The sequence below is a fragment of the Streptomyces sp. NPDC090077 genome, from assembly GCF_044747545.1.
GTDB lineage: Bacteria > Actinomycetota > Actinomycetes > Streptomycetales > Streptomycetaceae > Streptomyces.
The window spans coordinates 152,333-178,562 of sequence record NZ_JBIVEG010000011.1 but is presented as its reverse complement, the minus strand read 5'-3'; the positions used below and the strand labels follow the sequence as shown (position 1 = coordinate 178,562).

Genomic DNA, 26,230 nt, shown 5'->3' with positions numbered 1-26,230 from the left:
CGGGCCGGATCAGGCCTGCTTGACCGCCGAGATGTCGAAGGTCAGCTTCACCTTGTCGCTGACCATCACGCCGCCCGCCTCCAGGGCCGCGTTCCAGGTGAGGCCCCAGTCGGAGCGCAGGATCTCGGCGGAGCCCTCGAAGCCGACGCGCTCGCTGCCGTAGACGTCCGTGGCGGAGCCGGCGAACTCCAGGTCGATGGAGAGCGGGCGCGTGACGTCCTTGATCGTCAGCTCGCCGGTGATGCGGTACGTGTCGCCGCCCAGCTGCGCCGCCGAGGTGGAGCGGAAGGTCATCAGGGGGAAGAGCTCGGCGTCGAAGAAGTCGCTGCCCAGCAGGTGGGCGTCGCGGTCGGCGATGCCGGTGGAGACCGAGGCGATCTGCACGTCGATGGAGGCGGTGGAGCGCGACGGGTCGCTGCCGTCCAGGTGGAGGGTGCCCTCGTGCTGGGCGAAGCTCCCGCGGACGTTGGTCACCATGGCGTGGCGGACGGTGAAGCCGATGCTGCTGTGCGCGGGGTCGATCGCGTACGCGCCGGTGAGGGCGGCGAGCGCCGGGTCGACGGGGAGGGTGGCGACCGTGCCCTGCGGGGCGGGGGCGGCGGTCTGGCTGCTGCGGCGGGAGAAGAGGCCCATGACGTGCTCCTGGGGAGTTCTGCGGTTTGGTTCAACTTTCAACAAGAAGGACGCTAGACCCATTCCGTTCAAGTTTCAACTTCTTGGGTGGGGTGTCCGTCATTTTGTGGGACCTCCACAAAGGCCGAAGGTCCCTGCTGGGGGAGTCCATGCATCCTTCGGAGGTTCTGTCCGGGCCGCACAGCGGACGGGGCCCGAGACTGTGTAGAACCAACGGAGGGTTTTGATGGCCGCGCTTCGTAAGGTCGGTACATGACCGTTGTGGACCAGACTTCGAGCGAGCCGACGGACGCCCGCGGGCGCGTGGCTGAGCTGCACTCCCTCCGCGAGGAGGCCCGGCGCGGCCCCAGTGACCGCGCGACCGAGGCGCAGCACGCCAAGGGCAAGCTGACCGCTCGCGAGCGCATCGCGCTCCTGCTCGACGAAGGTTCCTTCAGGGAGGTCGAGCAGCTCCGCCGGCACCGGGCGACCGGTTTCGGTCTGGAGGCCAAGAAGCCCTACACCGACGGTGTCATCACCGGCTGGGGCACGGTCGAGGGCCGCACGGTCTTCGTCTACGCACACGACTTCCGCATCTTCGGCGGCGCGCTGGGCGAGGCCCACGCCACGAAGATCCACAAGATCATGGACATGGCCATCGCGGCCGGTGCCCCGCTGGTCTCCCTCAACGACGGCGCCGGCGCCCGCATCCAGGAGGGCGTCTCCGCCCTCGCCGGCTACGGCGGCATCTTCCAGCGCAACACCAAGGCCTCGGGCGTCATCCCGCAGATCTCGGTCATGCTCGGCCCGTGCGCCGGCGGCGCCGCGTACTCCCCGGCCCTGACGGACTTCGTGTTCATGGTCCGGGACACCTCGCAGATGTTCATCACCGGCCCGGACGTCGTCCGCGCGGTGACCGGCGAGGAGATCACCCAGAACGGCCTCGGCGGCGCGGACGTGCACGCCGAGACCTCCGGCGTCGCGCACTTCGCGTACGACGACGAGGAGACCTGCATCGCCGAGGTCCGGTACCTCATCACGATGCTCCCCTCCAACAACCGCGAGAACCCCCCGGTCCACGAGAACACCGACCCCGCCGACCGGCGCTCGGACGTCCTGCTGGACCTGGTCCCCGCCGACGGCAACCGCCCCTACGACATGCTCAAGGTCATCGAGGAGCTCGTCGACGACGGCGACGTCCTGGAGATCCACGAGCGCTGGGCGCGCAACATCATCTGCGCCCTGGCCCGCCTCGACGGCCAGGTCGTCGGCATCGTCGCCAACCAGCCCGGCCACCTGGCCGGCGTGCTGGACATCCACGCGTCCGAGAAGGCCGCGCGCTTCGTCCAGATGTGCGACGCGTTCAACATCCCGATCGTCACCCTGCTGGACGTCCCCGGCTTCCTGCCCGGCGTCGACCAGGAGCACGGCGGCATCATCCGCCACGGCGCCAAGCTGCTGTACGCGTACTGCAACGCCACCGTGCCGCGGATCTCGCTGATCCTGCGCAAGGCCTACGGCGGCGCGTACATCGTCATGGACTCCCAGTCCATCGGCGCCGACCTCACCTACGCCTGGCCCACCAACGAGATCGCCGTCATGGGCGCCGAGGGCGCCGCCAACGTGATCTTCCGCAAGCAGATCGCGGACGCCGAGGACCCCGAGGCGATGCGGGCCCGGATGGTCAAGGAATACAAGGCCGAGCTGATGCACCCGTACTACGCGGCCGAGCGTGGCCTCGTCGACGACGTCATCGACCCCGCCGAGACCCGCGGGGTGCTCGTCAGCGCCCTCGCGATGCTCCGCACCAAGCACGCCGACCTGCCGTCGCGCAAGCACGGCAACCCGCCGCAGTAAACGACGCCGAGGAGACCTGCCAACGATGAGCACCGCCACCGACACCCTGCTGAAGGTCGAGAAGGGCAACGCCGAGCCCGAGGAGCTGGCCGCGATCACCGCGATCCTCCTGGCCCGAGCCGCCGCCACTCCGGACGAGGCCGCCGCCACCCGCCGTTCCCCGGCCGGCTGGCGCCGCCTGGAGCGCAGCCGGGGCTTCCAGGCCCCCCACAGCTGGCGCGGCTGAGCCGTTCGCGCACGAACCCCGGAAGGCCCCGCATCCCGAACGGATGCGGGGCCTTCCGCGTACCCGCATCCGGGACGGGCGCGTGCCGGGTACGTGCCGGGTACGGAGAAGGCCCCCGCGTCCGTGACGCGGGGGCCTTCCTCGTACCGCTCTGCTTACCGGAGCCGGGCCATGAGGGCGTGCTCGACGAGCGTGATGAGTGCGCTCTTGGCGTCCGCGCGGTGGCGGGCGTCGGTGGTGATGATGGGGGCGTCGGGGCCGATCTGGAGGGCCTCGCGGACTTCTTCGGGGGTGTAGGGCTGGTGTCCGTCGAAGCCGTTGAGGGCGATGACGAAGGGCAGGCCGCTGTTCTCGAAGTAGTCGACGGCGGGGAAGCAGTCGGCGAGGCGGCGGGTGTCGACGAGGACGACGGCGCCGATGGCGCCGCGTACGAGGTCGTCCCACATGAACCAGAAGCGGTCCTGTCCGGGGGTACCGAAGAGGTACAGGATCAGGTCCTGGTCCAGGGTGATGCGGCCGAAGTCCATGGCGACCGTGGTGGTCGTCTTGTCACCGGTGTGGGTGAGGTCGTCGATACCAGCGGAGGCGCTGGTCATGACGGCTTCGGTGCGCAGGGGGTTGATCTCGGAGACCGCGCCGACGAACGTGGTCTTGCCCACGCCGAAGCCGCCCGCCACCACGATCTTCGCGGAGGTGGTGGAGCGCGGAGCCGCTCCGCCGTTAGAGCTTGCGAAGTCCACTGAGCACCCTTTCGAGCAGTGTCACATCTGGCTGGCCGCCGGCAGACTCGTCGCCGCCGGGCTGGTGAATGGCGACAAGGCCCGCCTCCGCCAGGTCGGCGACGAGGATTCGGGCGACACCAAGAGGAATGGAGAGAAGTGCCGAGATCTCCGCAACGGATTTGATCTCCTGGCACAGGTGGCAGATGCGCTGGTGCTCGGGCAACTGCCCTTGCAGACGCGCGGGGTCCGCCGTGGTACTGACCAGCGCCTCGATGGCGAGCTGGTAGCGCGGCCGGGTACGGCCGCCGGTCATCGCGTACGGGCGCACCAGCGGGTTGTGCGCCTTCGGTGCCTGCGCCGCCCTGGGGGGCTGGTGCGGAAGCCGGTGAGGCGCCTGGGGCTGCTGGGGCTGGCCGTACGGCTGCTGGGCGTAGGGGTTGTGCTCCGGCGCGGGCCGGCTGGGAGAGGAGGGGAAGTTGAAGCGGTTCTGGTCGTGCCCACCCTGCGGCTGCTGGCCGCCATAAGGATGTCCTCCGGGTGTTGTCACGTTTCCTCCTCCGACTCCAAGAACGCAGTACTCCCTGTGGAACCGCGCCACCGCACCCTACGGTGCGATGACGCGAAACGCACTGCCCGATTGCTAGTTGAGAAGGCTGCCCTGGAGCTCCGCACGGAGATCCGGAGTGAGGACGTTGCCCGCGCGGTCCACGAGGAGGGCCATCTCGTAGCCCACGAGACCGATGTCGCACTCGGGGTGCGCGAGCACCGCGAGCGAGGATCCGTCGGAGACGGACATCAGGAAGAGGAACCCGCGGTCCATCTCCACGACGGTCTGGTTGACGGCGCCGCCCTCGAAGATCCGGGAGGCACCGGCGGTCAGCGAGGTCAGGCCGGAGGCCACGGCCGCCAGCTGATCGGCGCGGTCGCGCGGGAATCCGTCGGACATCGCCAGCAGAAGGCCGTCGGCGGAGACCACCACGGTGTGGGACACCCCGGGGGTGTTGTCCACGAAGTTGGTGATCAACCAGTTAAGGTTCTGCGCCGCCTGGCTCATCGCGCTCACACTAACGCTCCTGGTCATAGCTGTTACTTGACTGCTCGGAACCCGCGTTCCGGCCCTGCTGGACACCGCGCCGCAGGTTGCTCAACCTGCCGCGGACGTCCTCCGGGGCGCGGGAGACCTGGGGACCTCCCTGCGGGGTCGTCTCCGCAGCGCCCTCGACCAGGTTGGCCTTGGGCACGCGCCGAGGGAGACCGGACGAGGTGACCCCGCCCGCCTTCGGCTCACGGAGCTTGCCGGCCTGCTGCCAGCGCTCGTCGTTCGTCGAGCGCCAGCCCTCGCCGGCTGCTGCCCCCGCCGGGTCCTGCTTCGGTTCGGCGGGCTGCTGCTGTCGCTGCGGCCGCTGCTCGAAGAGGGATCCGGCGGACTCCGCTTCCTGCTGTGCCGGCTGCCACTGCTGCTGGCTGCCGCGTCGCGGCAGGCCCGCCCCGGTCAACTCGTGACCGGCGTCGGCAGCGGCGCCCGGACGGTCGAAGCCTACGCGGTCCAGAGCCGGTTCGGGAGCGGAGGGCGATTCCGAATCGGTCCCGTAATCCTGCTGGTAGGAGCCCGGGTAGGTGTTCTGACCGGGCCACTCCGCCTGCGGGGACTGGTCCTCGTAGCCGCCGTCGTACGCCTGGGCGGGCTGCTGCCCGTCCTGATAGCCGGACTCCGGATACGCATAGCCCTGCTCCGGGTACGTCTCGTAGGCCCCCGGCTGCTGCTGGGAGTCGTACGAAGCCTCGTAGCCCTGCGCGGACTGCTGCTCGTAGCCCTGGTACTCCTGGTACCCGTGCTCCGGCTGCGGTTCCGGATACTCCTGCGCCTCGGGACCGGGGTACTGCTCCCGCTCCTGCTCCGGCGCCTGTGCCTGCGGGAAGTTGAGCTGCGCCTCCAGCGCCGCCCGGCGCTCCTCGCGGCCCAGGGGCCGGCCGACCGCGGCCGCGGGCTTCGCCTCGCTGCCCTGGGCGCCCGGGGCGTCGTAGGCGGAGTCGTCGAAGCCGAGCTCGGCGGCGGTCCGCAGCGGGGCGCCCTGCTGGGCCTGCTGCTGCGGAATGATCGAGGAGACGGTGAAGTCGTCGTCCGGGATGCCCTCGCCACCGCCACCGTGGGTGATGGCGTCGGGGAGCATGACCAGCGAGGTGGTTCCGGCCGCCTCGCCCGAGGGGCGCAGCTGGACGCGGATGCTGTGGCGGTCCGCCAGCCGGCCGACCACGAACAGACCCATGCGCTGCGAGATCGCGGCGTCCACGGTCGGCGGGTTGGCGAGCTTGTGGTTGATGTCGGCGAAGTCCTCGGCGGTGAGGCCGATGCCCTTGTCGTGGATCTCGACCATCACGCGGCCGTCGGGCAGACGCGTGGCGGTGACGCGGACCTTGGTCTGCGGGGAGGAGAACGTGGTGGCGTTCTCCAGGAGCTCGGCGAGCAGGTGCACGAGGTCGGTCACGGCCTGGCCGTGGATCTCGGCCTCGGAGACGCCGGAGAGCTCGATGCGCTCGTACTGCTCCACCTCGGAGGAGGCGGCGCGCAGCACGTCGACCAGGGGCACCGGCTGGTCCCAGCGGCGGCCCGGGTTCTCACCCGCGAGGATGAGGAGGTTCTCGCCGTTGCGGCGCATACGGGTGGCCAGGTGGTCCAGGCGGAAGAGGTTCTCCAGCTGGTCCGGGTCGGCCTCGTTGTTCTCCAGGTCGGTGATGAGGGTCAGCTGGCCCTCGATCAGCGACTGGTTGCGCATGGAGAGGTTCGTGAAGATCGCGTTGACGTTCCCTCGCAGGAGCGCCTGCTCGGCGGCGAGCCGGACCGCTTCCCGGTGGACCTGGTCGAAGGCGCGCGCCACCTCGCCGATCTCGTCGCGGGAGGTGATCGGGATCGGCTCCACGCGGGTGTCGACCTTGCCCGGGTCGGTGCGCGAGAGCTGGTCGACGAGCGTGGGCAGGCGCTGCTCGGCGATGTCGAAGGCGGAGCCGCGCAGGCGGCGCATCGAGCGGCTCATCTGGCGGGCCATCATGGCGGCCAGGATGAAGGCGGCCAGCAGGGCCACGACCACGATGGCGCCGGTCAGGATGGCGTCGCCGCGCGACTTGTCGGAGACCGCGACGGCGTCCTTGACGGCCTTGTCGAGGAGGTCCTTCTCGATCTCGGCGTAGCCGTCGAACTTGGCGGTGGCGGCAGCCTGCCAGGCGGGGGCGGTGGTGCCGTTGAGGGCGAGCTTCGTGGGCTTCTCGCCGCCGGCTATCGCCTCGGTCATGCCGGTGAGGGCGGAGCCGTTCACCACGGGCGGAGCCTTGAAGGGAGTGCCGGCCTGCTCGGCGGCCTGCTTGGCCTGGGCGAGCTTGGCGGCGCCCTCCTGGGACTTCTTGCCCATGACCTCCTTGAGCCGGTTGGTGTCCTCGTCGGTGCCGGCGGCGACGTACTCGCCGATGGCGATCTCTTCGAGGTAGGCGTAGGAGGAGAAGGCGACGAGCTGGGCCTTGCGGACTTCCTCGTTCTCGTTCGGGCGCACCAGCAGGTGCGTGCCGACGGAGCGCTGGAGCGAGTTCGCGGCCTTGGCCAGCTCGACCGCGTAGACCATGCGGCCGTAGCTGGTGACGTTTCCGGTGCCCAGGCCCAGTTCGTTGGAGAACTGCATGAGGTAGTGCTGGACCAGCACGTAGCCCTCTTCGGTCGGGATGGGGCCGGCCGAGGCGGGGAGGTTCTTCTTCTGGGTCTCCGGGACGGCGTAGGCCGTCTTGCGGACCTGCTCCAGCTTCGGCTCCTCCTGGCGGAAGAGTTCGAGGCGGCGTTCGAGGCCCTGCTTGGAGGGGAGGTCCTTCACGGCCTGGGCGAACTTGGCCTTGGCCGCGTCCGTGGCCGCGTAGGCCTTCGCCACACCGTCGTTGTTGCGGTCGCCCTTGAGGAGGGGCTCCGCCGTCAGGTCGCGCTCGTTCAGGAGGGCCTGGCCGTATTCGGCCGCGGCCTGGACGATCCGGGCGGTCTTCTCGGCGTCCTTGGCCTCGTTCCAGCTGTCGACCGAGCCCTTCACCTGGAAGCCGCCCATGACCAGTCCGACGAGGACGGGAACCATGAGGATGGCGTTCAGCTTGGTGGCCACCCGCCAGTTGCGGGGGGAGAGCCTGCTGGTGCTTCCGCTGCTCGTGGATGGTTCCACGGGCACGTCGACGGGCGACATGGCCGCGCGCGGCGGCGGGGTGAAGTTGCCCCGCGCGGGTTCATCCGCGGGGCTCGAGTTGCTTCGCCTCACTCGACCAACAACCTCTCGGCGGTGCTACTAGCTGGTTCGTTGAATTCCAGCACGGTTAAGCGCCGTGTTCCAAACAGTTGAATCCGGCCATTCCCAGAACCTAGCGCCCCGCATAAAACGGACATAAAGAGCGAGCTGCGGCAAAAATGGGACCGGTCGTGCGCGCAGCGGCACCGGCCGAACGCACGCTGTGTCCGTCCGACGGTAATTCACTGTCGAAACGTTATGAACACGAGGGGCGGGCCGTGTTCGAGAACACAGCCCGCCCCGGCGCATTTGCCTTGTTCGTGCGTCCTACTTGAGCCGGGCCATGAGGGCGTGCTCCACGAGCGTGATGAGTGCGCTCTTGGCGTCCCCGCGGTGGCGGGCGTCGGTGGTGATGATGGGGGCGTCGGGGCCGATCTGGAGGGCCTCGCGGACTTCTTCGGGGGTGTAGGGCTGGTGTCCGTCGAAGCCGTTGAGGGCGATGACGAAGGGGAGGCCCGAGTTTTCGAAGTAGTCGACGGCGGGGAAGCAGTCGGCGAGGCGGCGGGTGTCGACGAGGACGACGGCGCCGATGGCGCCGCGTACGAGGTCGTCCCACATGAACCAGAAGCGGTCCTGTCCGGGGGTACCGAAGAGGTACAGGATCAGGTCCTGGTCCAGGGTGATGCGGCCGAAGTCCATGGCGACCGTGGTGGTCGTCTTGTCACCGGTGTGCGTGAGGTCGTCGATGCCCGCGCTCGCGGACGTCATCACGGCCTCGGTTCTCAGCGGATTGATCTCGGAGACCGCGCCGACGAACGTGGTCTTGCCCACGCCGAAGCCGCCCGCCACCACGATCTTCGCGGAGGTGGTGGAGCGCGGAGCCGCCCCACCGTCAGAGCTTGCGAAGTCCACTGAGAACCCTCTCGAGCAGCGTTACATCCGGCGTTCCGCCGGCCTCTCCATTGCCCGGCTGGTGGATGGCCACCATGCCGGCTTCCGCCAGGTCGGCCACGAGGATGCGGGCGACGCCGAGCGGCATCGAAAGCAGCGCGGAGACCTCCGCGACCGACTTCACCTCGCGGCACAGGGTGCAGATGCGCTGGTGTTCCGGCAGCAGGCCGGACATGTGCATCGGGTCGGCCGTCGTGCTGACCAGGGCCTCGATGGCGAGCTGGTAGCGCGGACGGGTCCGGCCGCCGGTCATCGCGTACGGGCGGACGAGCGGCTGATCGCCTTCCGAGTACGAATCACCGTACGCGTCGGGGTAGGCGGGGGGCGGGGTCATTGATCCTCCGGGCTGGACAGCAGTGGTCAGCGTGCCGTCTGACAGGGCGGCCGGTGGGGGGACATGACGGCCTGTCGGGGGTACTGGATTCCGGGTGTGCGGACCCGGTCCCCCCGGCCGGAAGTACCGTCCGGCCGGGGAGGGGGGTGTCAGATGAGCAGGCTTCCCTGGAGCTCCGCGCGCAGGTCCGGGGTGAGGACGTTGCCCGCGCGGTCCACGAGGAGGGCCATTTCGTAGCCGACGAGGCCGATGTCGCATTCGGGGTGCGCGAGCACGGCCAGCGAGGATCCGTCGGAGACGGACATCAGGAAGAGGAACCCGCGGTCCATCTCCACGACGGTCTGGTTGACGGCGCCGCCCTCGAAGATCCGGGAGGCACCGGCGGTCAGCGAGGTCAGGCCGGAGGCCACGGCCGCCAGCTGATCGGCGCGGTCACGGGGGAATCCTTCGGACATCGCCAGAAGGAGTCCGTCGGCGGAGACCACCACGGTGTGGGACACCCCGGGGGTGTTGTCCACGAAGTTGGTGATCAACCAGTTCAGGTTCTGTGCCGCCTGGCTCATCGAACTCAACTATCGCTCCTGCTGGTAAGTGGGGTCGATGTGGTAACTGCCGGTCGCGGGGCCGGTGGTGCCGGCCTGGCGGCCCTGCTGGATACCGCGACGGAGGTTGGTGAGACGGCCGCGGACGTCGTCCGGAGCACGCGAGACCTGAGGACCGGCCTGTGTCTCCGACTGCTGCTGGGCGGTACCCGCCACGAGGTTCGCACGCGGCACCCGGCGGGGCAGACCCGAGGTGGTGATCCCGCCGGCCGCGGGCTGGCGCACGCGCTCGGCCTGCCGCATCAGCTCGTCGTTCGGGGACGCCTTCCAGCTGACCGTCGGCGTGCTGCCGGTGACCGCCGCGGCGGGCTCGGCCGGGAGCTCCTGGCCGCGCTGCGGCAGCGGCTGCTGCTGCGGGCGCTGGTGCGGAGCCGGAGCGGCCGGGGCCGCCTGCTGGGGCTGGTACGGCTGCTGGGGTACGCCCGGTCCCTGCCCGCCGGGCAGCTGCCCGCCCTGCTGGGACCAGTTCGAGTCCAGCGGCTGCGCCGGAGCCGGCGGCAGGGCCTCCGGCTGGTACGCCTGCGGGAGGCTCGGGGCCTCGGCCCGCGGGGCCGGAGCGTAGCCGCCGGGCTGCTGCGCCTGCGGCTGCTCGGCGTAGCCGCCGACGCCGGGGCCGCCCGGGCGGGCGAACTGGCCGGTGGAGCCGGCGTCCAGCGGGCCCGCGGGCTGCGGGCGCTCGAACTGGCCGGTGCTGCCGCCCTGCGGGTACGGGGCGTTGAAGTCGGGCCGGGCGAACTCGGCCGTGGAGCCGGGGCCGGACAGCTCGTCGTGGCCGCGCGGGACCTCGTGGCCGCCCTGGGAGGTGACGCCCCAGCTGGTGCTCTGCGGAGCCGGAGCCGGAGCCGGAGCCGGCGTCGGGACCGGAGCCGCCGGACCGCCCGCGCCCGGAAGCTCCGGACGGGGGGCGCCGCCGTCGCGCGACGGCAGCTGCGGCCGCCTGCGCTTGACGGGGGCACCGGGCTGCTGCTGGGGCCGGCCCTGCTGGGGCTGCTGGCCCTGGCCCTGGCCCTGCGGCGGCTGCGGCCGCTCGAAGCCGTTGCCCTGCTGGGCGAACCCGCCCTGGGCACCGCCCTGCTGCGGGAAGCCGCCGGGACCGCCGGCCGGCCGCGCCTGCGGGCCGCCGTTCTGGCCGCGGGACGGCAGCGGGGCACCGCCGCCGAAGGCACCCTGGCCCTGAGACTGGCCCGTCGGGGCGGAGGGACCGCCCTGCGGACGGGGGCCCTGGCCCTGCGGGCGCTGCTGCTGGCCGGGGCCGCCGTCGCGTCCCGGCAGGGCGGCGCGCTGGCCGCCGCCGGCGACCTGGCCGCGCTGCTGGCCGGCGCCCACGGGGGGACGCGCGCCCGCGCCGGGCACGGAAGCCTGCTGGCCGCCGGGGGCACCCGGGACACCGGGGGCGCCGGGAGCACCGCCGGGACCGCCCGGACCACCCTGGCCCGGCATCGGACCCGGCTTCTTGCCGCCCTGGGCGACGTCCACCGGAAGCATGACGAGGGCGGTCGTACCGCCCGAGTCGGACGGGCGCAGCTGGATGCGGATGCCGTGTCGCAGGGACAGGCGGCCGACCACGAACAGACCCATTCGACGGGACACCGAGACGTCCACGGTGGGCGGCGACGCGAGCCGCTCGTTGATCGCGGCGAGGTCCTCGGGGGAGAGGCCGATGCCGGTGTCGTGGATCTCGACGAGCACGCGGCCGTCGGGCAGCGCGTGACCGGTGACCTTGACCTTGGTCTGCGGGGAGGAGAACGAGGTGGCGTTCTCCAGCAGCTCGGCGAGGAGGTGCACGAGGTCGTTGACGACGCGGCCGGCGACATCGGTGCCGGGCACCGCCGCCAGTTCGATGCGCTCGTACTGCTCCACCTCGGACGCGGCGGCGCGGAGCACGTCGACGAGCGGGACGGGGCGGGTCCACCGGCGGCCCGGCTCCTCGCCCGCGAGGACGAGGAGGTTTTCGCCGTTACGGCGCATGCGGGTCGCGAGGTGGTCGAGCTTGAAGAGCGAGGAGAGCTGGTCCGGGTCGGCCTCGCGCGACTCCAGTTCGGAGATGAGCGACAGCTGGCGCTGGATGAGGCCCTGGGAGCGGCGCGAGAGGTTGGTGAACATCGCGTTGACGTTGCCCCGGAGGAGGGCCTGCTCGGCGGCGAGGCGGACGGCCTCGCGGTGCACGTCGTCGAAGGCCGCGGCCACCTGGCCGATCTCGTCGCGGGTGTGCAGGCCGACGGACTCCACGGAGGTGTCCACGTCCTGCGGGTCCGACTCGGAGAGCTGCTTGACGAGCTCGGGCAGACGGTCCTGGGCGACGCGCGTCGCGGTGTCCTGCAGGCGGCGCAGCGAGCGGATCATGGACCGGGCCATGACGAAGGCGCCGATGAGGGAGACGCCGAGGACGAGGAGGATCAGGGCACCGTTGATGATGGCGTCCTGCTGCGACTCGTTCTTGAGCTCGCGGGCCTTCTGCTCCATGTCCTCCAGGAGCGAGAGCTCGATCTGCTGCATCGCGCGGAGCTTGGTGTCGTCGGCGTCGTACCAGTCCATCCAGGACCGGTTCTTCTCCTTGACGAACTGTCCCTGGGTGCTGAGCACGCGGCGGGCGTAGTGGTCGGCGCTGCCGATCTCGGAGTTGCCGTCGCCGAGGGAGCTGAGGAGCTCCTCGGGCTTGCCCTGGTAGACGAGCTCGAAGGTCTTCTTCGCCTGGCTCTCACCGCGGAGGGCGGAGAGGGCGTAGAGACGGTCGTTCTCCTCCAGCTTGCCCTGCTTGTCGCCGCTCTCGGGGAGCGAGGCGGCGATGATCGCGCGCTGGATGGACGCGTACTCCTTGGCGGAGGAGAACGCGGCCAGGGCGCGGGTGCGCTTGATCATCTCGGGGTTCGAGGTGGCCTGCGCCATGTCCTGCGAGAGCGAGAGCAGCGAGACGATCAGCGCGTTGTACTCGGTGACGGTCTGCTGGGCGCCGTTCTGGTACGCCTTCTTGCGGATGTCCTCGATGCCGGTGAGCTGGCGGCCGATCTGCAGGATGTTGTTGCGGATCGACTTGAGGGTCTCGTCCTTGTCCTCCGCGTTGTCGACCTTGTCGGTCGCGGCGGCGAAGGCCTTGGCGGCGGCGTCGGTCTGGTCGCGCACACCCTCGACGAGGCTGTTGGCCTTGCCGTCCTTGGTGAGCGACATCGGACCGGCCGACTTGTCCCGCTCCTCCTGGAGCATGGCGGCGAGGCTGGTCGCCTGGCGGGTCATGACCGTCAGCAGCTGCATGTGCTCCAGCTGCTGGATGTCCTCGAGCGAGTCGTTGATGCGGAAGCCACCGAGCGAGGTGGCGGCGACGACGGGCAGGGTCAGCAGCGACACGAGTCGCGTGCTGATGCGCCAGTTCTGCATGGCGAGGCGGGAACCGGGCCCGGGCGGGGCCTTCGGTATCGCCTCGTCGGTCGCGGGTGACTCGGCCTTGCCCTTGGACCTGCCCGGCTTGACGGCCTTGCCGGGCTTCCCGGCCTTGCCTGACCTGCCGCGGCCCTTCGCCTTCACCGAGGAGGTGTCGGGGCCGGCTCCTTCGACAGCCGGCCCGCGGTTCTGGGCGTGCTGGGGTGAGGAGCCACGGTCGGTCCCGCCGCGCGGCTCCTGCTCCGCCGCAGCGCTGCCATCCCTCTTGAATCGTCCCTGCACTAGCGTCGCAACCTCTGGACCAGGCCCCGCCGGGTGAACGGCGGAACGGTGTCGAGTCGTGGGGCACTGACGGCCCGGTGGTGGTCGTCGGTGACCGGCGCGTCTCCCTCTCCATTGCCACCGCGCGCGGCGCTCTCTTGCGCCACCTGCGCGCCGGCTGGTACCCGCGGCGGTCCCGCGAATTCCAGCACAGTGGGGGATCTCCAACAAGGTGCGCGTGTTGCCCCGGCGAGCCCGTCACGGCTTGTGACAGGGGGGCTACGCGACGTGGAGGCACTATGGGGAGGAATCGGACTTACGTCAATCAAAGCTTCGGTCTGGCAAGGTGTCCCAGTCGAGATGATCAGGAGCGGAATGGCGCATTCAGTGGCGCAATGTCCGTTTCGGCAGGCGGAATTGACCGCCTGTTATGCCCGGATTGCCCGGTCGCTGGTGAGCAAACTCACACGAGTGTGGCCATTACTTACCGGTTCAGACGGGGATTCGGATGTTTAGCCTTGCCTGTTAAAGGGTTGGCGCCACATCCGGCGCATCCGACAACCCTCATCCCACGAAGCGACCCGAGGGCCCGAGACTCCGATGAAGACGACGATGCTGTTCCGCAACATAGCCAACCCCCGCCGCACCACCCTCGCGCACCTGAAGGACGCAGAGGACCTGCAGGCGGCCCCGGCCGTCCCGGAGCACTCCGTCGAGCTGCCGGGCCAGACCGCGAACCCCCGCCGCACCGTCCTCATGGACGCCCCGGTCGCCCCGGTCGCCGCGGCACAGTAGTCCCTCCGCAGTAGTGGCTCCGTAAAGGAGCGCGGAGCGTCGGCGCCCACCGCGTTAGCCTGGAGTCCGCAGACTCCAGCCAGCGGAAATACAGAGGGGCAGACGCAACACGTGCGCATCGCCAGGTTCTCGATCGACGGCAATGTCGCGTTCGGCGCGGTCGAGGGCAGCACTGCCCCCGGCGCCGAAGGTGAGCTCGTCCTCGACATCATCAAGGGCATCCCGTTCGCGGACTTCGAGCTCTCCGGCACGAAGGTCCCGCTGAGCAAGGTCCGGCTGCTGCCGCCCGTGCTCCCGAACAAGGTCGTGGCCATCGGCCGCAACTACGCGGAGCACGCGGCGGAGCTCGGGAACGAGGTCCCGGACGCCCCGATCACCTTCTTCAAGCCCTCCACCTCCGTGGTCGGCCCGGGCGACCCGATCGTCTACCCCTCCTTCTCCCAGGACGTGCACCACGAGGCGGAGCTCGCCGTGGTCATCGGTCGCATGTGCCGAGAGGTCCCGAAGGAGCGGGTGAAGGACGTGATCCTCGGCTACACCTGCGCCAACGACGTCACCGCCCGCGACGTCCAGCAGCGCGAGAAGCAGTGGGCCCGGGCCAAGGGCTTCGACAGCGCCTGCCCGCTCGGCCCCTGGATCGAGACCGACCTGGACCCGGGCGACCTGACCATCCAGTGCACCGTCAACGGCGAACAGCGCCAGCTCGGCCGCACCAGTGACATGGTCCGCTCCATCGAGGACCTGGTCGTGCACATCAGCGAGGCCATGACGCTGCTCCCGGGCGACGTCATCCTCACGGGGACCCCGGCCGGAGTCGGCCCCCTCAACGTCGGCGACGAGGTCGCCGTCACCATCGAAGGCATCGGCACTCTCACCAACAAGGTGATCAAGCGTGGCTAACGCGAACGTCCGCGTACGTTTCTGTCCCTCCCCGACCGGCAACCCCCACGTGGGCCTGGTCCGCACCGCCCTCTTCAACTGGGCGTTCGCCCGCCACCACGGCGGTACGTTCGTCTTCCGCATCGAGGACACCGACGCGGCCCGCGACTCCGAGGAGTCGTACGAGCAGCTCCTCGACTCGCTGAAGTGGCTCGGCTTCACCTGGGACGAGGGCCCCGAGGTCGGCGGCCCGCACGCCCCGTACCGCCAGTCCCAGCGCATGGACATCTACCAGGACGTCGCGCAGAAGCTCCAGGACGGCGGCTACGCCTACCACTGCTACTGCACCACCGAGGAGCTCGACGCGCGCCGCGACGCCGCCCGCGCGGCCGGCAAGCCCTCCGGCTACGACGGCCAGTGCCGCGACCTGACCGCCGAGCAGAAGAGCGCGTACGAGGCCGAGGGCCGCACCTCGATCGTCCGCTTCCGGATGCCCGACGAGACCATCACCTTCACGGACCTGGTCCGCGGCGAGCTCTCCTTCACCCCGGAGAACGTGCCCGACTTCGGCATCGTCCGCGCGAACGGCGCCCCGCTGTACACGCTCGTCAACCCGGTCGACGACGCGCTGATGGAGATCACGCACGTCCTGCGCGGCGAGGACCTGCTGTCCTCCACCCCCCGCCAGATCGCCCTCTACAAGGCGCTGACCGAGCTGGGCGTCGCCAAGGCGACCCCGCAGTTCGGCCACCTGCCGTACGTGATGGGCGAGGGCAACAAGAAGCTCTCCAAGCGCGACCCCGAGTCCTCGCTCAACCTCTACCGCCAGCGCGGCTTCCTCCCTGAGGGCCTGCTGAACTACCTCTCGCTCCTCGGCTGGTCCTTCTCCAAGGACCAGGACATCTTCTCGATCGAGGAGATGGTGGCGAAGTTCGACATCGACGGCGTCAACGCCAACCCGGCCCGCTTCGACCTGAAGAAGGCCGAGGCGATCAACGCCGACCACATCCGCCGTATGGACCCCAAGGCCTTCGCGGACGCCTGCGAGCCGTGGCTGCGCGCCCCGCACGCCAACTGGGCGCCCGAGGACTTCGACGCCGAGGCCTGGGCCCGGATCGCCCCGCACGCCCAGACCCGGGTGACCGTCCTCTCGGACATCACCGCGAACGTGGACTTCCTCTTCCTGAAGGAGCCCGTCGAGGACCAGGCGTCCTGGGACAAGGCGATGAAGGGCGAGCCCGCGGCCCTGCTCACCACGGCCCGCGAGAAGCTCGACGCCGCCGACTGGAACGACCCCGAGTCCCTGAAGAACGCGGTCCTGGCCGCCGGCGAGGCCCACGGCCTCAAGCTCGGCAAGGCCCAGGCCCCGGTGCGCGTGGCCGTCACCGGCCGCACCGTCGGCCTGCCGCTCTTCGAGTCCCTGGAGATCCTGGGCAAGGAGCGCTCGCTGGCGCGCATCGACGCGGCCCTGGCGAAGCTCTCCGCCTGACCCGCACCACCCCGTGGGGGCGGCAGCCGACCCGGCTGCCGCCCCCACGGCGTTCCCGCGGTCTTCCCGGCCCGCTCCGTGACGCGCCCCGCACGGACTTCGCCGACGGCCCCGCACGCGGCGCGCCGGCGGCGTAGGCTCGCCCGTATGCCGATCCGCGCAGTGCTGTGGGACATCGACGACACCCTGTTCGACTACACGGGGGCCGATGCGGCCGGCCTGGCCGCCCACCTGCGCGACGAGGGGCTCGGAGAGCGCTACGGGTCCCCGCACGAGGCCCTGGCCCTCTGGCGCAGGATCACCGAACTGAACTGGGCCCGCTTCTCCGCCGGTGAGGTCACCTTCCAGGGCCAGCGGCAGGACCGGGTGCGGGACTTCCTCGGCAGACCCGCCATGACGGCCCCGCAGGCCGACGCCTGGTTCGACCGCTACGTCGAGCACTACAAGGCCGCCTGGGCGCTCTTCCCCGACGTCCTGCCGGTCCTGGACGCCCTCGCCGACACCCACCGGCACGGGGTGCTCTCCAACTCCTCCGCCGCCAACCAGGACCCCAAGCTGCGCCACCTCGGACTGCGCGACCGCTTCGAGGTGCTGGTGTGCGCCGCGGAGCTGGGGGTGAGCAAGCCCGACGCCGCCGCCTTCCTGGCCGCCTGCGAGGCGCTGGCGCTGCCTCCGGCCCAGGTCGCGTACGTGGGGGACCAGCCGGAGATCGACGCGCGCGGCGCGCGGGACGCGGGGCTGACGGCCGTCTGGCTCGACCGGGAGGGCGGCAGGGGGCCGGGTCCCGCAGGCGTACACAGGATCGAGGGGCTCGACCGGCTGCCCGAGCTGCTGGCCGCGGATACCCGTTTTGGAGCACGGTCAGGCATCCGGTAATGTTCTTTCTGCGCCGGGGGAACGGGCCGAAAGGCCGGAAACCACAGGCGCTAACCAAACGAAAGGCCCTCAGGGTCTTGAAGTTCGGTGGGCTATAGTGTAATTGGCAACACGAGGGTTTCTGGTTCCCTTATTCTAGGTTCGAGTCCTGGTAGCCCAGCGCAGTGCAGCAGTAACGCAGTGCTTTGCCCCCGTTGTGTAGCGGCCTAGCACGCCGCCCTCTCAAGGCGGTAGCGCCGGTTCGAATCCGGTCGGGGGTACAGATCCTTCCCGCGGGATCTCCAGGGTCGCACCCGGAGATCTTGATGCAGGATCGCTAGGGCCCCCGTTGTGTAGCGGCCTAGCACGCCGCCCTCTCAAGGCGGTAGCGCCGGTTCGAATCCGGTCGGGGGTACCAAGGTCTGGCAGGTCTAGACCATTGGGCTATAGTGTAATTGGCAACACGAGGGTTTCTGGTTCCCTTATTCTAGGTTCGAGTCCTGGTAGCCCAGCGCAGTACCGCAGTAAAGCTAGCCCCCGTTGTGTAGCGGCCTAGCACGCCGCCCTCTCAAGGCGGTAGCGCCGGTTCGAATCCGGTCGGGGGTACAAGAGGAGAGGCCCTCCGCGATCATCGCGGAGGGCCTCTTTCGCGTGTCCGGGACCGTGCCGGCCGGACCGTGCCGGGATGCAAGTACGGGCCCGGAGGCGCGAGTTCGGACGTGTGCGGCGTCGTACGCGCCCCCGGGCCCGGGGGTGGATGGATGAGGTCCCCGACCGGGGAGGGGGTCAGCCGGAGCGGCGCAGGGCTTCCGTCAGGCGGGCGGCCGCGTCGATGACGGCCTGGGCGTGCATGCGCCCCGGGTGGCGGGTCAGGCGCTCGATCGGCCCGGAGACCGACACGGAGGCCACGACGCGGTTCGAGGGGCCCCGTACGGGCGCCGAGACGGACGCCACGCCGGGCTCCCGCTCGCCGATCGACTGGGCCCAGCCGCGGCGGCGCACGCCGGACAGGGCCGTGGCCGTGAAACGCGCGCCCTGCAGGCCGCGGTGGAGTCGCTCGGGCTCCTCCCAGGCCATCAGGATCTGCGCGGCCGACCCCGCCTTCATCGGGAGGGTGGAGCCCACGGGGACGGTGTCCCGCAGGCCCGACAGCCGCTCGGCGGCCGCCACGCAGATGCGCATGTCTCCCTGACGGCGGTAGAGCTGCGCGCTCTCGCCCGTCACGTCACGGAGGTGCGTGAGCACCGGTCCGGCCGTCGCCAGCAGGCGGTCCTCGCCGGCCGCGGCGGCAAGCTCTGCCAGCCGCGGGCCGAGGATGAACCGGCCCTGCATGTCCCTCGCCACCATCCGGTGGTGTTCCAGTGCCACGGCCAGCCGGTGTGCCGTGGGTCGTGCGAGCCCTGTCGCCGCGACCAGCCCGGCGAGGGTGGCCGGACCGGACTCCAGTGCGCTCAGTACCAGAGCTGCCTTGTCGAGAACGCCGACGCCGCTAGAGTTGTCCATGAAACGATATTCACGTCTCACACTGTGAAACGCAAGTTCAAATTTTCCAAGAACGAGCGAGTCTGTATGTGCGGGTCCACGAACCACTGGGTCCGAGCCGTCGTTCCGCGGGTGGGGTAGCGGGCGATCAGGCGCACCAGATCTCTACATAAGCGCCGGCACAACCGGCCGGCCGGAGGGAAAGCGATGGGTAGGACACTCGCGGAGAAGGTCTGGGACGACCACGTCGTCCGGCGCGCCGAGGGCGAGCCCGATCTCCTCTTCATTGATCTCCACCTGCTGCACGAGGTGACCAGCCCGCAGGCCTTCGACGGACTGCGTCAGGCCGGCCGCAAGGTCCGCCGCCTGGACCTCACCATCGCGACCGAGGACCACAACACCCCCACCCTCGACATCGACAAGCCGATCGCCGACCCGGTCTCCCGGGCCCAGCTGGAGACCCTGCGCAAGAACTGCGCCGAGTTCGGTGTCCGCCTGCACTCGCTGGGTGACGTCGAGCAGGGTGTCGTCCACGTCGTGGGACCCCAGCTGGGCCTGACCCAGCCGGGCACGACCGTGGTCTGCGGCGACTCGCACACGTCCACGCACGGCGCCTTCGGCGCGCTGGCCTTCGGCATCGGCACCAGCCAGGTCGAGCACGTGCTGGCCACCCAGACGCTGCCGCTGGCCCGCCCGAAGACGATGGCCATCACGGTCACCGGCGAGCTGGCCGAGGGCGTCACGGCCAAGGACCTGATCCTGGCGATCATCGCCAAGATCGGCACCGGCGGCGGCCAGGGCTACATCCTGGAATACCGCGGCGAGGCCGTCGAGAAGCTCTCGATGGAAGCCCGCATGACCATCTGCAACATGTCGATCGAGGCCGGCGCCCGCGCGGGCATGATCGCCCCCGACCAGACCACCTTCGACTACCTGGAGGGCCGCGACCACGCCCCCACGGGCGAGGACTGGGACGCGGCGGTCGCCTACTGGAAGACGCTGCGCACCGACGAGGACGCCGTCTTCGACGCCGAGGTCGTCATCGACGGCGCCTCCCTGTCCCCGTTCGTCACGTGGGGCACCAACCCGGGCCAGGGCGCGCCGCTGTCGGCCCACGTCCCCGACCCGGCTTCGTACGAGGACGCTTCGGAGCGCCTGGCCGCCGAAAAGGCCCTGGAGTACATGGGGTTGACGGCCGGACAGCCGCTGCGCGAGATCAAGGTCGACACCGTCTTCGTAGGTTCCTGCACCAACGGCCGCATCGAGGACCTGCGCGCCGTCGCCGGCATCATCGGGGGCCGCAAAGTCGCGGACGGCGTACGGATGCTGGTCGTCCCGGGCTCGGTCCGGGTCGCCCTGCAGGCCGTGGAGGAGGGCCTGGACAAGGTCTTCAAGGAGGCCGGCGCCGAATGGCGGCACGCGGGCTGCTCGATGTGCCTGGGCATGAACCCCGACCAACTGGCCCCCGGTGAGCGTTCCGCGTCCACCTCCAACCGCAACTTCGAGGGCCGGCAGGGCAAGGGCGGGCGCACCCACCTGGTCTCCCCGCAGGTGGCCGCCGCCACCGCGGTGCTGGGCCATCTGGCCTCGCCCGCCGACCTGTCCGCCGCCGACGCGACCGCCGGAGTCTGAACCATGGAAGCCTTCACCACCCACACCGGCCGGGCCGTTCCGCTGCGCCGCAGCAACGTCGACACCGACCAGATCATCCCGGCCCACTGGCTGAAGAAGATCACCCGCGACGGGTTCGAGGACGGGCTCTTCGAGGCCTGGCGCAAGGACCCGGAGTTCGTCACCAACCGCCCCGAGCGGGCCGGCGCGACCGTCCTGGTCGCCGGCCCCGACTTCGGCACCGGCTCCTCGCGCGAGCACGCCGTCTGGGCCCTGCAGAACTTCGGCTTCAAGACGGTCATCTCCTCCCGCTTCGCCGACATCTTCCGCGGCAACTCGCTGAAGAACGGTCTGCTGACCGTCGTCCTGCCGCAGGAGACCGTCGACCGGCTGTGGGAGCTGACCGAGGCGGACCCCACCGCCGAGGTCACCGTCGACCTGGTCGACCGCAAGGTCCGAGCCGAGGGGATCGAGGCGGAGTTCGAGCTCGACGACAACGCCCGCTGGCGTCTGCTGGAGGGCCTGGACGACATCTCGCTCACCCTTCAGAACGAAGCCGACATCGACGCGTACGAAAGCGCCCGCCCGGCCTTCAAGCCGCGCACCATTCAGCACTGATTCCTGCCTGATCAGCGCTTATTCACCCTCGGGTGATCACATCGACAACACTGTGCCCCCCGCCTTCCGGCGGGGGGCACAGCCGTATGTTGAGGCCCCGTGAGGCGACAACTCGCCCCAGATGGCACAATCTGTGCATGGAACGCGACAGTCAACTCGAGCTCTACGAGCTCGTCGCGGACCGGTTGAAAGAAGCACACGCAAGGGTGCGCGCACTGCAAGTCCCGGAGGGCGTAAGGATGACGCTGTCCCGGAAGCTGTTGGTCGTCACTGCCGCGGCGAAGCACGATCTCGCCGACGCGGCAAGGCGCCTGGACAGGTTGATGAAGGACCTCGACGAGGGTCGATTCCCTGAAGGCGACTGATGCGAAGGAACTCCGTAACGGCCTACATCGTTGCGGCACTAGGGTGATTAGCCCGTTTCGTGTTTGATTTGCGGTATATATCCGCCTAACGTGCGAAATAAGCTTGAACACATTCGTTCTGGCGATGTCTCCGAAGGGGAAGACGTGAACAAGGCGCAGCTCGTAGAAGCGATTGCCGACAAGCTGGGCGGCCGCCAGCAGGCCGCGGACGCCGTCGACGCGGTACTGGACGCCATGGTCCGCGCGGTCGTCGCGGGCGACCGGGTCTCGGTCACGGGCTTCGGCTCGTTCGAGAAGGTCGACCGCCCGGCCCGCTACGCCCGCAACCCGCAGACGGGTGAGCGCGTCCGGGTCAAGAAGACCTCCGTCCCCCGTTTCCGCGCGGGTCAGGGCTTCAAGGACCTGGTCAGCGGCACCAAGAAGCTCCCCAAGGGCGACGAGGTCGCCGTGAAGAAGGCCCCGAAGGGCAGCCTGACCGGCGGTGCGTCCGCCACGGTCAAGAAGGCCGCCGCGAAGAAGGCCACCACGGCGAAGAAGGCCGCCGCCGCGAAGACCACGGCCGCGAAGAAGACCGTGGCGAAGAAGGCCGTCGCCAAGAAGGCCGCGACGACCGTCAAGAAGACCGCGGCGAAGACCACGGTCGCCAAGAAGGCCGCGACCACCGCCAAGAAGGCGGCACCGGCCAAGAAGGCGGCAACGGCGGCCAAGAAGACCACCGCCACCGCGAAGAAGACCGCCCCGGCGGCCAAGAAGGCCACCGCGACGAAGGCGCCCGCCAAGAAGACGGCGACGCGCAAGGCCACCGCGAAGAAGACCACCGCCCGCAAGAAGTAAGGGCACGGGTTACACACGCCGGGCCGGCTTCCCCATCGGGGAGGCCGGCCCGCGGTGCGTTCTGCGCAGGTCAGGGGCCCTTCGGCGAGCCCGGACCAGGGGTCAGAAGGTCTGCAGGGTCACCAGGGTGATGCGCAGGGCCGGGCCCTCGCCGTCGGTCTCGATGCGGACCCGCTGCCCCGGCCGCAGCAGCCGCAGGCCCCCCGCGTCGAAGGCCGCGGTCTCGAAGGGCACCGGGGTGCCGTCGTCCAGCAGCACACTGCCGCTGCGGGTCTGGGAGTCGTACGTGTACGCGGTCGCCTGCATACGGGAACTGTATCGGGCCGTGTGCCGCCCCACCCCGAGGGCCAGTGCCGTGCGCAGGTCCGCCCCCGTGTCCACGTCCCTGCGTACGCTCTCCACGTCCGCGAGGGCTATTTCCACCGCGCCCGAGGCCGAATGCCGGGCCCGGGAGGGGCCGCCGAACGAAGGTGCCAATTCCACGTCGGGGCCCGCGGAAAGCAGGGTCGTACCGATTCCGGCCGCATCCGCCAGAAATGCCCGGGGGAAATGCCCCGCGATATCGAGCACACGTAGCAATTCCGGTGCCCGCAGGGCCGGCAGGTCGGCGTTCATCGCGGCCAGCGCGGCCCCGGGCCGCCCCGCCCGCACCGTCCGCGCCCCGTGGTCCAGGGCGGCGTTGAGCCCCGCGCCCGGCGCGTCCGGCACGATCCGGGCCCCCAGCCGCGCCAGCTCCGCACCCGCCACGGCGTCGTCCGTGACGACCACCACATCCGCGACGGAAGCGCAGGCCAGCGCCCCTGCCACGGTGTCCTGGGCGAAGGCCAGCGCCAGCCCCGGCCGGGACGCGCCCACGGCCGCCGCGAGACGGCTCTTGGCCAGGGCCAAGGGCTTCAGCGGGACCACCAGGCTCCATGCGGCGTTCGTGGCGTCCCCCCTCACTACGGTGCGCTGCGGCACCCGCCCGACCCATCGGCAGGTCACGGCCCGGTCATCACTCGGCCCATTGTCGCCCCCGATCGGCCGCAGGGGGGCCTCGTGGTGCGAGCGGGGCGTACGGTGTCCTCGACAGAGACCGGACCCGCAGCGACACTTGTCCGGCCCACAAGGTGCCCAAGCCACGCACCGGTCCTAGAGGAAGGTGTCCGAGTGTCCCGCCGCAGAATCGGCTTCTGGTACCGCCTGGCGGCGGTCATCGCAAAACCGCCGCTGGTAGTGCTCTTCAAGCGGGACTGGCGGGGAATGGATCACATTCCGGCTGACGGCGGTTTTATCACCGCCGTCAATCACAACTCGTATCTGGACCCGCTCTCCTACGCGCACTTCCAGTACAACACCGGCCGGGTGCCGCGTTTGCTCGCCAAGGCGGGCCTCTTCAAGGTGCCTTTTGTCGGCATGATCCTGCGCGGATCCGGACAGATCCCCGTCTACCGGGAGACCACCAACGCCCTGGACGCATTCCGGGCCGCCGTGGACGCGGTCGAGAGCGGCGAATGCGTGGCCTTTTACCCGGAGGGCACCCTCACCCGCGACCCCGAGATGTGGCCGATGGCCGGCAAGACCGGTGTCGCCCGCGTGGCGCTGATCACCAAGGCGCCCGTCATTCCCGTGGCCCAGTGGGGCGCGAACCTCGCGATGCCGCCGTACGCCAAGGAGAACAAGGTCCGGCTGTTCCCGCGCAAGACCCTCCAGGTGCTCGCCGGGCCGCCCGTGGACCTTTCGGCCTACTACGACCGCGAGCCCACTCCGGACGTCCTCAAGGGCGCCACCGAGGCCATCATGGCCGACATCACCAAGCTCCTGGAGGAGCTGCGGGGCCAGCAGGCGCCCGCAGAGCCGTACGACCACCGCAAGGCCAGGGCGGAACAGCGGCGCAAGGCCGCGGGGGAGGGCAACAAGTGACACGTCCCGTGAAGGCAGCCGTGTTCGGAACCGGTTCCTGGGGCACGGCCTTCGCCGTCGTCCTCGCCGACGCCGGCTGCGAGGTGACCCTGTGGGGCCGCCGCCAGGAGCTGGCCGACGCCGTCAACACCGGCCGGACCAACCCGGACTACTTCCCCGGCGTCGAACTGCCCGCGAACATCCGCGCCACCACCGACGCGGCCGAGGCCGCCCGGGGAGCCGACTTCGCGGTCCTGGCCATCCCCTCCCAGACCCTGCGCGCCAACCTCGCCGAATGGGCCCCGCTGCTGGCCCCGGACACCGTCCTCGTCTCCCTGATGAAGGGCATCGAACTCGGCACCGCCAAGCGGATGAGCGAGGTCATCGAAGAGGTGGCCAAGGTCCCCGCCGAGCGCGTCGCCGTCGTCACCGGCCCCAACCTGGCCCGCGAGATCGTCGCCCGGCAGCCCGCCGCCTCCGTCGTCGCCTGCGTGGACGAGGCCGTGGCCCAGCGCCTCCAGGCCGCCTGCCACACCCCGTACTTCCGCCCGTACACCAGCACCGACGTCATCGGCTGCGAGCTCGGCGGCGCCGTCAAGAACGTCATCGGCCTGGCCGTCGGCATCGCGGACGGCATGGGCCTCGGCGACAACACCAAGGGCTCGCTCATCACCCGCGGCCTCGCCGAAGCGACCCGCCTGGGCCTGGCGATGGGCGCCGACCCGCTCACCTTCTCCGGCCTCGCCGGCCTCGGCGACCTCGTCGCGACCTGCTCCTCGCCGCTCTCCCGCAACCACACCTTCGGCACCAACCTGGGCCGCGGGATGACCCTGGAGGAGACCATCGCGGTCACCAGCCAGACCGCGGAAGGGGTCAAGTCCTGCCAGTCCGTGGCGGATCTGGCACGCCGGTACGGAGTGGACATGCCGATCACCGACACGGTCGTCGAGATCGTGCACCACGGCAAGCCCCCGCTGGTCGCACTGAAGGAACTGATGGGCCGCAGTGCCAAACCGGAACGTCACTGACACCTTTCCGGACGCTTGAGCGGGTACCCTCGTGGCGATATGAGCAGCGAGAACCTCCCCCAGACCCCTGAGCAGCAGGGCCGCAAGCCCCGCGTGGCCGTCGTCTTCGGCGGCCGCAGCTCGGAGCACGCCATCTCGGTCGTCACCGCGGGCGCCGTGCTGCGCTCCATCGACCGTGCCAAGTACGAGGTGCTGCCCATCGGCATCACCACGGACGGCCGGTGGGCGCTGACCGCCGACGCCCCCGAGCGCATGGCCATCGCGGACCGTCAGCTCCCCAGCGTCGAGGCGCTGGCGGACTCCCCGGACGGCACCGTCGTGCTCCCCGTCGACCCCGCCAGCCGCGAGGTCGTCTACACCGAGCCGGGCGCGGTCCCCAAGGCACTGGGCGAGGTCGACGTCGTCTTCCCCGTGCTGCACGGCCCCTACGGCGAGGACGGCACCATCCAGGGCCTCCTGGAGCTCTCCGGGATCCCGTACGTCGGCTGCGGCGTCCTCTCCTCGGCCGTGGGCCAGGACAAGGACTACATGAAGCGGGTGTTCGCCTCCTACGGGCTGAACGTCGGCCCGTACCTGACCATCCGCCCCCGCGAGTGGGAAGCCGACCAGGCGGCCGCCACGGCCAAGGTCCTGGACTTCGCCGGCGAGCACGGCTGGCCGCTCTTCGTGAAGCCCGCCCGCGCCGGCTCCTCCATCGGCATCACCAAGGTCGACGACGCCTCCGGGCTCGACGCGGCCATCCGCGAGGCCCGCCGCCACGACCCGAAGGTCATCGTGGAGGCGCTGCTGCGCGGCCGCGAGATCGAGTGCGGCGTCCTGGAGTTCGAGGACGGGCCGCGCGCCAGCGCCCCCGCCGAGATCCCGCCGGTCTCCAGCCACGACTTCTACGACTTCGAGGCGAAGTACATCGACTCCGCCACCGGCCTCGTCCCCGCCCCGCTCACCCCGGAGCAGACCGCCGAGGTGCAGAAGCTCGCGATCGACGCCTTCGAGGCCGCCTCGTGCGAGGGTCTGGTGCGCGCCGACTTCTTCCTGACCGAAGACGGCACCTTCGTCATCAACGAGATCAACACCATGCCCGGTTTCACGCCGATCTCGATGTACCCGCGGATGTGGCAGGAGTCCGGCATCGAGTACCGGGAGCTGGTGGACCTCCTGATCCAGGCGGCCCTGCGCCGCTCCACCGGACTGCGCTAGCGGCACAGC

At 70.3% G+C, this 26,230-nt stretch carries 23 protein-coding genes, 5 tRNA genes and 1 pseudogene; 18 read left to right on the top strand and 11 right to left on the bottom strand.

What is annotated here, in order from left to right; translation table 11 throughout:
- Nucleotides 1–9 precede the first annotated feature (9 nt).
- Nucleotides 10–633, bottom strand: a complete 624-nt coding sequence (locus ACIPW5_RS20330) for a YceI family protein (RefSeq protein WP_401246579.1) — start codon at nt 631–633, stop codon at nt 10–12.
- A gap of 252 nt (nt 634–885) precedes the next feature.
- On the opposite strand from ACIPW5_RS20330, the gene ACIPW5_RS20325 reads away from it, so the two are divergent.
- Nucleotides 886–2,469 (top strand): acyl-CoA carboxylase subunit beta, encoded by a 1,584-nt coding sequence (locus tag ACIPW5_RS20325; RefSeq protein ID WP_401246576.1) that lies wholly within the window; start codon nt 886–888, stop codon nt 2,467–2,469.
- A gap of 25 nt (nt 2,470–2,494) precedes the next feature.
- Nucleotides 2,495–2,695 carry an acyl-CoA carboxylase subunit epsilon gene (locus ACIPW5_RS20320; protein WP_401246573.1) on the top strand — a complete coding sequence of 67 codons (201 nt, stop codon included), beginning with the start codon at nt 2,495–2,497 and terminating at the stop codon, nt 2,693–2,695.
- Nucleotides 2,696–2,850: 155 nt separating this feature from the next.
- Here ACIPW5_RS20320 and ACIPW5_RS20315 read toward each other — a convergent pair whose 3' ends face one another.
- The 8 genes from ACIPW5_RS20315 to ACIPW5_RS20280 form a co-directional block, all read right to left on the bottom strand.
- On the bottom strand, nt 2,851–3,435 hold the full coding sequence (locus tag ACIPW5_RS20315; protein WP_007266770.1) for an ATP/GTP-binding protein: 585 nt from the start codon (nt 3,433–3,435) through the stop codon (nt 2,851–2,853).
- Entirely contained in the window at nt 3,416–3,964 is a 549-nt protein-coding gene (locus ACIPW5_RS20310) for a DUF742 domain-containing protein (RefSeq protein WP_401246571.1), read from the bottom strand. Before ACIPW5_RS20310 ends, ACIPW5_RS20315 begins: the two co-directional genes overlap by 20 nt.
- 93 nt (nt 3,965–4,057) lie before the next feature.
- Complete coding sequence (locus ACIPW5_RS20305; protein WP_079431971.1) at nt 4,058–4,471, bottom strand: roadblock/LC7 domain-containing protein; 414 nt, start codon at nt 4,469–4,471, stop codon at nt 4,058–4,060.
- Between the two features lie 10 nt (nt 4,472–4,481).
- Nucleotides 4,482–7,697: a nitrate- and nitrite sensing domain-containing protein gene (locus ACIPW5_RS20300; protein WP_401246569.1), complete on the bottom strand. Its 3,216-nt coding sequence runs from the start codon at nt 7,695–7,697 to the stop codon at nt 4,482–4,484.
- Between the two features lie 294 nt (nt 7,698–7,991).
- On the bottom strand, nt 7,992–8,576 hold the full coding sequence (locus ACIPW5_RS20295) for a GTP-binding protein (RefSeq protein ID WP_401246567.1): 585 nt from the start codon (nt 8,574–8,576) through the stop codon (nt 7,992–7,994).
- Entirely contained in the window at nt 8,557–8,949 is a 393-nt protein-coding gene (locus ACIPW5_RS20290; protein ID WP_073911140.1) for a DUF742 domain-containing protein, read from the bottom strand. The genes ACIPW5_RS20295 and ACIPW5_RS20290 overlap by 20 nt, the downstream gene beginning before the upstream one ends.
- Nucleotides 8,950–9,098: 149 nt before the next feature.
- Nucleotides 9,099–9,512: a roadblock/LC7 domain-containing protein gene (locus tag ACIPW5_RS20285; RefSeq protein WP_007266776.1), complete on the bottom strand. Its 414-nt coding sequence runs from the start codon at nt 9,510–9,512 to the stop codon at nt 9,099–9,101.
- Between the two features lie 9 nt (nt 9,513–9,521).
- A complete protein-coding gene (locus ACIPW5_RS20280) occupies nt 9,522–13,208 on the bottom strand; it encodes a nitrate- and nitrite sensing domain-containing protein (protein WP_401246564.1) in 3,687 nt (1,228 codons plus the stop codon).
- 579 nt (nt 13,209–13,787) lie between these two features.
- Between ACIPW5_RS20280 and ACIPW5_RS20275 the strand changes: the two genes are divergently transcribed.
- The 9 genes from ACIPW5_RS20275 (at nt 13,788) to ACIPW5_RS20235 (ending at nt 17,811) form a co-directional block, all read left to right on the top strand.
- Nucleotides 13,788–13,982 carry a hypothetical protein gene (locus ACIPW5_RS20275; protein WP_401246561.1) on the top strand — a complete coding sequence of 65 codons (195 nt, stop codon included), beginning with the start codon at nt 13,788–13,790 and terminating at the stop codon, nt 13,980–13,982.
- A gap of 111 nt (nt 13,983–14,093) precedes the next feature.
- The gene (locus ACIPW5_RS20270) at nt 14,094–14,882 is read left to right on the top strand and encodes a fumarylacetoacetate hydrolase family protein (RefSeq protein ID WP_385769168.1); all 789 of its coding nucleotides are present in this window, start codon (nt 14,094–14,096) and stop codon (nt 14,880–14,882) included.
- Nucleotides 14,875–16,350, top strand: coding sequence for a glutamate--tRNA ligase (gene gltX, locus ACIPW5_RS20265; protein ID WP_401246558.1), 1,476 nt, complete (start codon nt 14,875–14,877; stop codon nt 16,348–16,350). The genes ACIPW5_RS20270 and gltX overlap by 8 nt, the downstream gene beginning before the upstream one ends.
- Before the next feature lie 147 nt (nt 16,351–16,497).
- Nucleotides 16,498–17,226 carry an HAD family hydrolase gene (locus ACIPW5_RS20260; RefSeq protein WP_401246556.1) on the top strand — a complete coding sequence of 243 codons (729 nt, stop codon included), beginning with the start codon at nt 16,498–16,500 and terminating at the stop codon, nt 17,224–17,226.
- A gap of 88 nt (nt 17,227–17,314) precedes the next feature.
- Nucleotides 17,315–17,386: transfer RNA gene (locus ACIPW5_RS20255), tRNA-Gln, on the top strand.
- Nucleotides 17,387–17,413: 27 nt separating this feature from the next.
- A tRNA-Glu gene (locus ACIPW5_RS20250) sits at nt 17,414–17,486 on the top strand.
- Nucleotides 17,487–17,547: 61 nt separating this feature from the next.
- Nucleotides 17,548–17,623 (top strand) — tRNA-Glu (locus ACIPW5_RS20245).
- Nucleotides 17,624–17,645: 22 nt separating this feature from the next.
- A tRNA-Gln gene (locus ACIPW5_RS20240) sits at nt 17,646–17,717 on the top strand.
- Between the two features lie 21 nt (nt 17,718–17,738).
- A tRNA-Glu gene (locus tag ACIPW5_RS20235) sits at nt 17,739–17,811 on the top strand.
- Nucleotides 17,812–17,991: 180 nt separating this feature from the next.
- Here ACIPW5_RS20235 and ndgR read toward each other — a convergent pair.
- Nucleotides 17,992–18,708, bottom strand: a complete 717-nt coding sequence (gene ndgR, locus ACIPW5_RS20230) for an IclR family transcriptional regulator NdgR (RefSeq protein WP_007266782.1) — start codon at nt 18,706–18,708, stop codon at nt 17,992–17,994.
- A gap of 186 nt (nt 18,709–18,894) precedes the next feature.
- Between ndgR and leuC the strand changes: the two genes are divergently transcribed.
- The 4 genes from leuC to ACIPW5_RS20210 all read left to right on the top strand — a co-directional run bounded on the left by leuC (nt 18,895) and on the right by ACIPW5_RS20210 (nt 22,115).
- A complete protein-coding gene (gene leuC / locus ACIPW5_RS20225) occupies nt 18,895–20,319 on the top strand; it encodes a 3-isopropylmalate dehydratase large subunit (RefSeq protein WP_401246553.1) in 1,425 nt (474 codons plus the stop codon).
- Nucleotides 20,320–20,322: 3 nt separating this feature from the next.
- Complete coding sequence (gene leuD, locus ACIPW5_RS20220) at nt 20,323–20,916, top strand: 3-isopropylmalate dehydratase small subunit (RefSeq protein ID WP_362457534.1); 594 nt, start codon at nt 20,323–20,325, stop codon at nt 20,914–20,916.
- Nucleotides 20,917–21,053: 137 nt separating this feature from the next.
- Nucleotides 21,054–21,281: a hypothetical protein gene (locus ACIPW5_RS20215; protein ID WP_007266785.1), complete on the top strand. Its 228-nt coding sequence runs from the start codon at nt 21,054–21,056 to the stop codon at nt 21,279–21,281.
- A gap of 144 nt (nt 21,282–21,425) precedes the next feature.
- Nucleotides 21,426–22,115, top strand: a complete 690-nt coding sequence (locus ACIPW5_RS20210) for an HU family DNA-binding protein (RefSeq protein ID WP_401246549.1) — start codon at nt 21,426–21,428, stop codon at nt 22,113–22,115.
- 309 nt (nt 22,116–22,424) lie between these two features.
- On the opposite strand, the pseudogene cofC reads toward ACIPW5_RS20210, so the two are convergent.
- Nucleotides 22,425–23,075 (bottom strand): annotated as a pseudogene (gene cofC / locus ACIPW5_RS20205) (2-phospho-L-lactate guanylyltransferase); the annotation flags it as partial.
- 189 nt (nt 23,076–23,264) lie between these two features.
- Here cofC and ACIPW5_RS20200 point away from each other — a divergent pair.
- From ACIPW5_RS20200 to ACIPW5_RS20190, 3 genes are read left to right on the top strand one after another with little or no spacing between them, the layout of a single operon-like run.
- Nucleotides 23,265–24,017, top strand: coding sequence for a lysophospholipid acyltransferase family protein (locus ACIPW5_RS20200; protein ID WP_401246546.1), 753 nt, complete (start codon nt 23,265–23,267; stop codon nt 24,015–24,017).
- Nucleotides 24,014–25,024: an NAD(P)H-dependent glycerol-3-phosphate dehydrogenase gene (locus ACIPW5_RS20195; RefSeq protein ID WP_401246543.1), complete on the top strand. Its 1,011-nt coding sequence runs from the start codon at nt 24,014–24,016 to the stop codon at nt 25,022–25,024. Before ACIPW5_RS20200 ends, ACIPW5_RS20195 begins: the two co-directional genes overlap by 4 nt.
- Nucleotides 25,025–25,063: 39 nt before the next feature.
- Nucleotides 25,064–26,221 carry a D-alanine--D-alanine ligase family protein gene (locus ACIPW5_RS20190; RefSeq protein ID WP_401246540.1) on the top strand — a complete coding sequence of 386 codons (1,158 nt, stop codon included), beginning with the start codon at nt 25,064–25,066 and terminating at the stop codon, nt 26,219–26,221.
- The last annotated feature ends 9 nt before the right edge of the window (nt 26,222–26,230 follow it).

What these genes read in the sequence shown, in the direction of transcription:
- ACIPW5_RS20330 (WP_401246579.1), bottom strand. Translation starts at nt 633, where the DNA reads ATGGGCCTCTTCTCCCGCCGCAGCAGCCAGACCGCCGCCCCCGCCCCG.
- ACIPW5_RS20325 (WP_401246576.1), top strand. Translation starts at nt 886, where the DNA reads ATGACCGTTGTGGACCAGACTTCGAGCGAGCCGACGGACGCCCGCGGG.
- ACIPW5_RS20320 (WP_401246573.1), top strand. Translation starts at nt 2,495, where the DNA reads ATGAGCACCGCCACCGACACCCTGCTGAAGGTCGAGAAGGGCAACGCC.
- ACIPW5_RS20305 (WP_079431971.1), bottom strand. Translation starts at nt 4,471, where the DNA reads ATGAGCCAGGCGGCGCAGAACCTTAACTGGTTGATCACCAACTTCGTG.
- ACIPW5_RS20290 (WP_073911140.1), bottom strand. Translation starts at nt 8,949, where the DNA reads ATGACCCCGCCCCCCGCCTACCCCGACGCGTACGGTGATTCGTACTCG.
- ACIPW5_RS20285 (WP_007266776.1), bottom strand. Translation starts at nt 9,512, where the DNA reads ATGAGCCAGGCGGCACAGAACCTGAACTGGTTGATCACCAACTTCGTG.
- ACIPW5_RS20275 (WP_401246561.1), top strand. Translation starts at nt 13,788, where the DNA reads ATGAAGACGACGATGCTGTTCCGCAACATAGCCAACCCCCGCCGCACC.
- ACIPW5_RS20260 (WP_401246556.1), top strand. Translation starts at nt 16,498, where the DNA reads ATGCCGATCCGCGCAGTGCTGTGGGACATCGACGACACCCTGTTCGAC.
- ndgR (WP_007266782.1), bottom strand. Translation starts at nt 18,708, where the DNA reads ATGGACAACTCTAGCGGCGTCGGCGTTCTCGACAAGGCAGCTCTGGTA.
- leuC (WP_401246553.1), top strand. Translation starts at nt 18,895, where the DNA reads ATGGGTAGGACACTCGCGGAGAAGGTCTGGGACGACCACGTCGTCCGG.
- leuD (WP_362457534.1), top strand. Translation starts at nt 20,323, where the DNA reads ATGGAAGCCTTCACCACCCACACCGGCCGGGCCGTTCCGCTGCGCCGC.
- ACIPW5_RS20215 (WP_007266785.1), top strand. Translation starts at nt 21,054, where the DNA reads ATGGAACGCGACAGTCAACTCGAGCTCTACGAGCTCGTCGCGGACCGG.
- ACIPW5_RS20190 (WP_401246540.1), top strand. Translation starts at nt 25,064, where the DNA reads ATGAGCAGCGAGAACCTCCCCCAGACCCCTGAGCAGCAGGGCCGCAAG.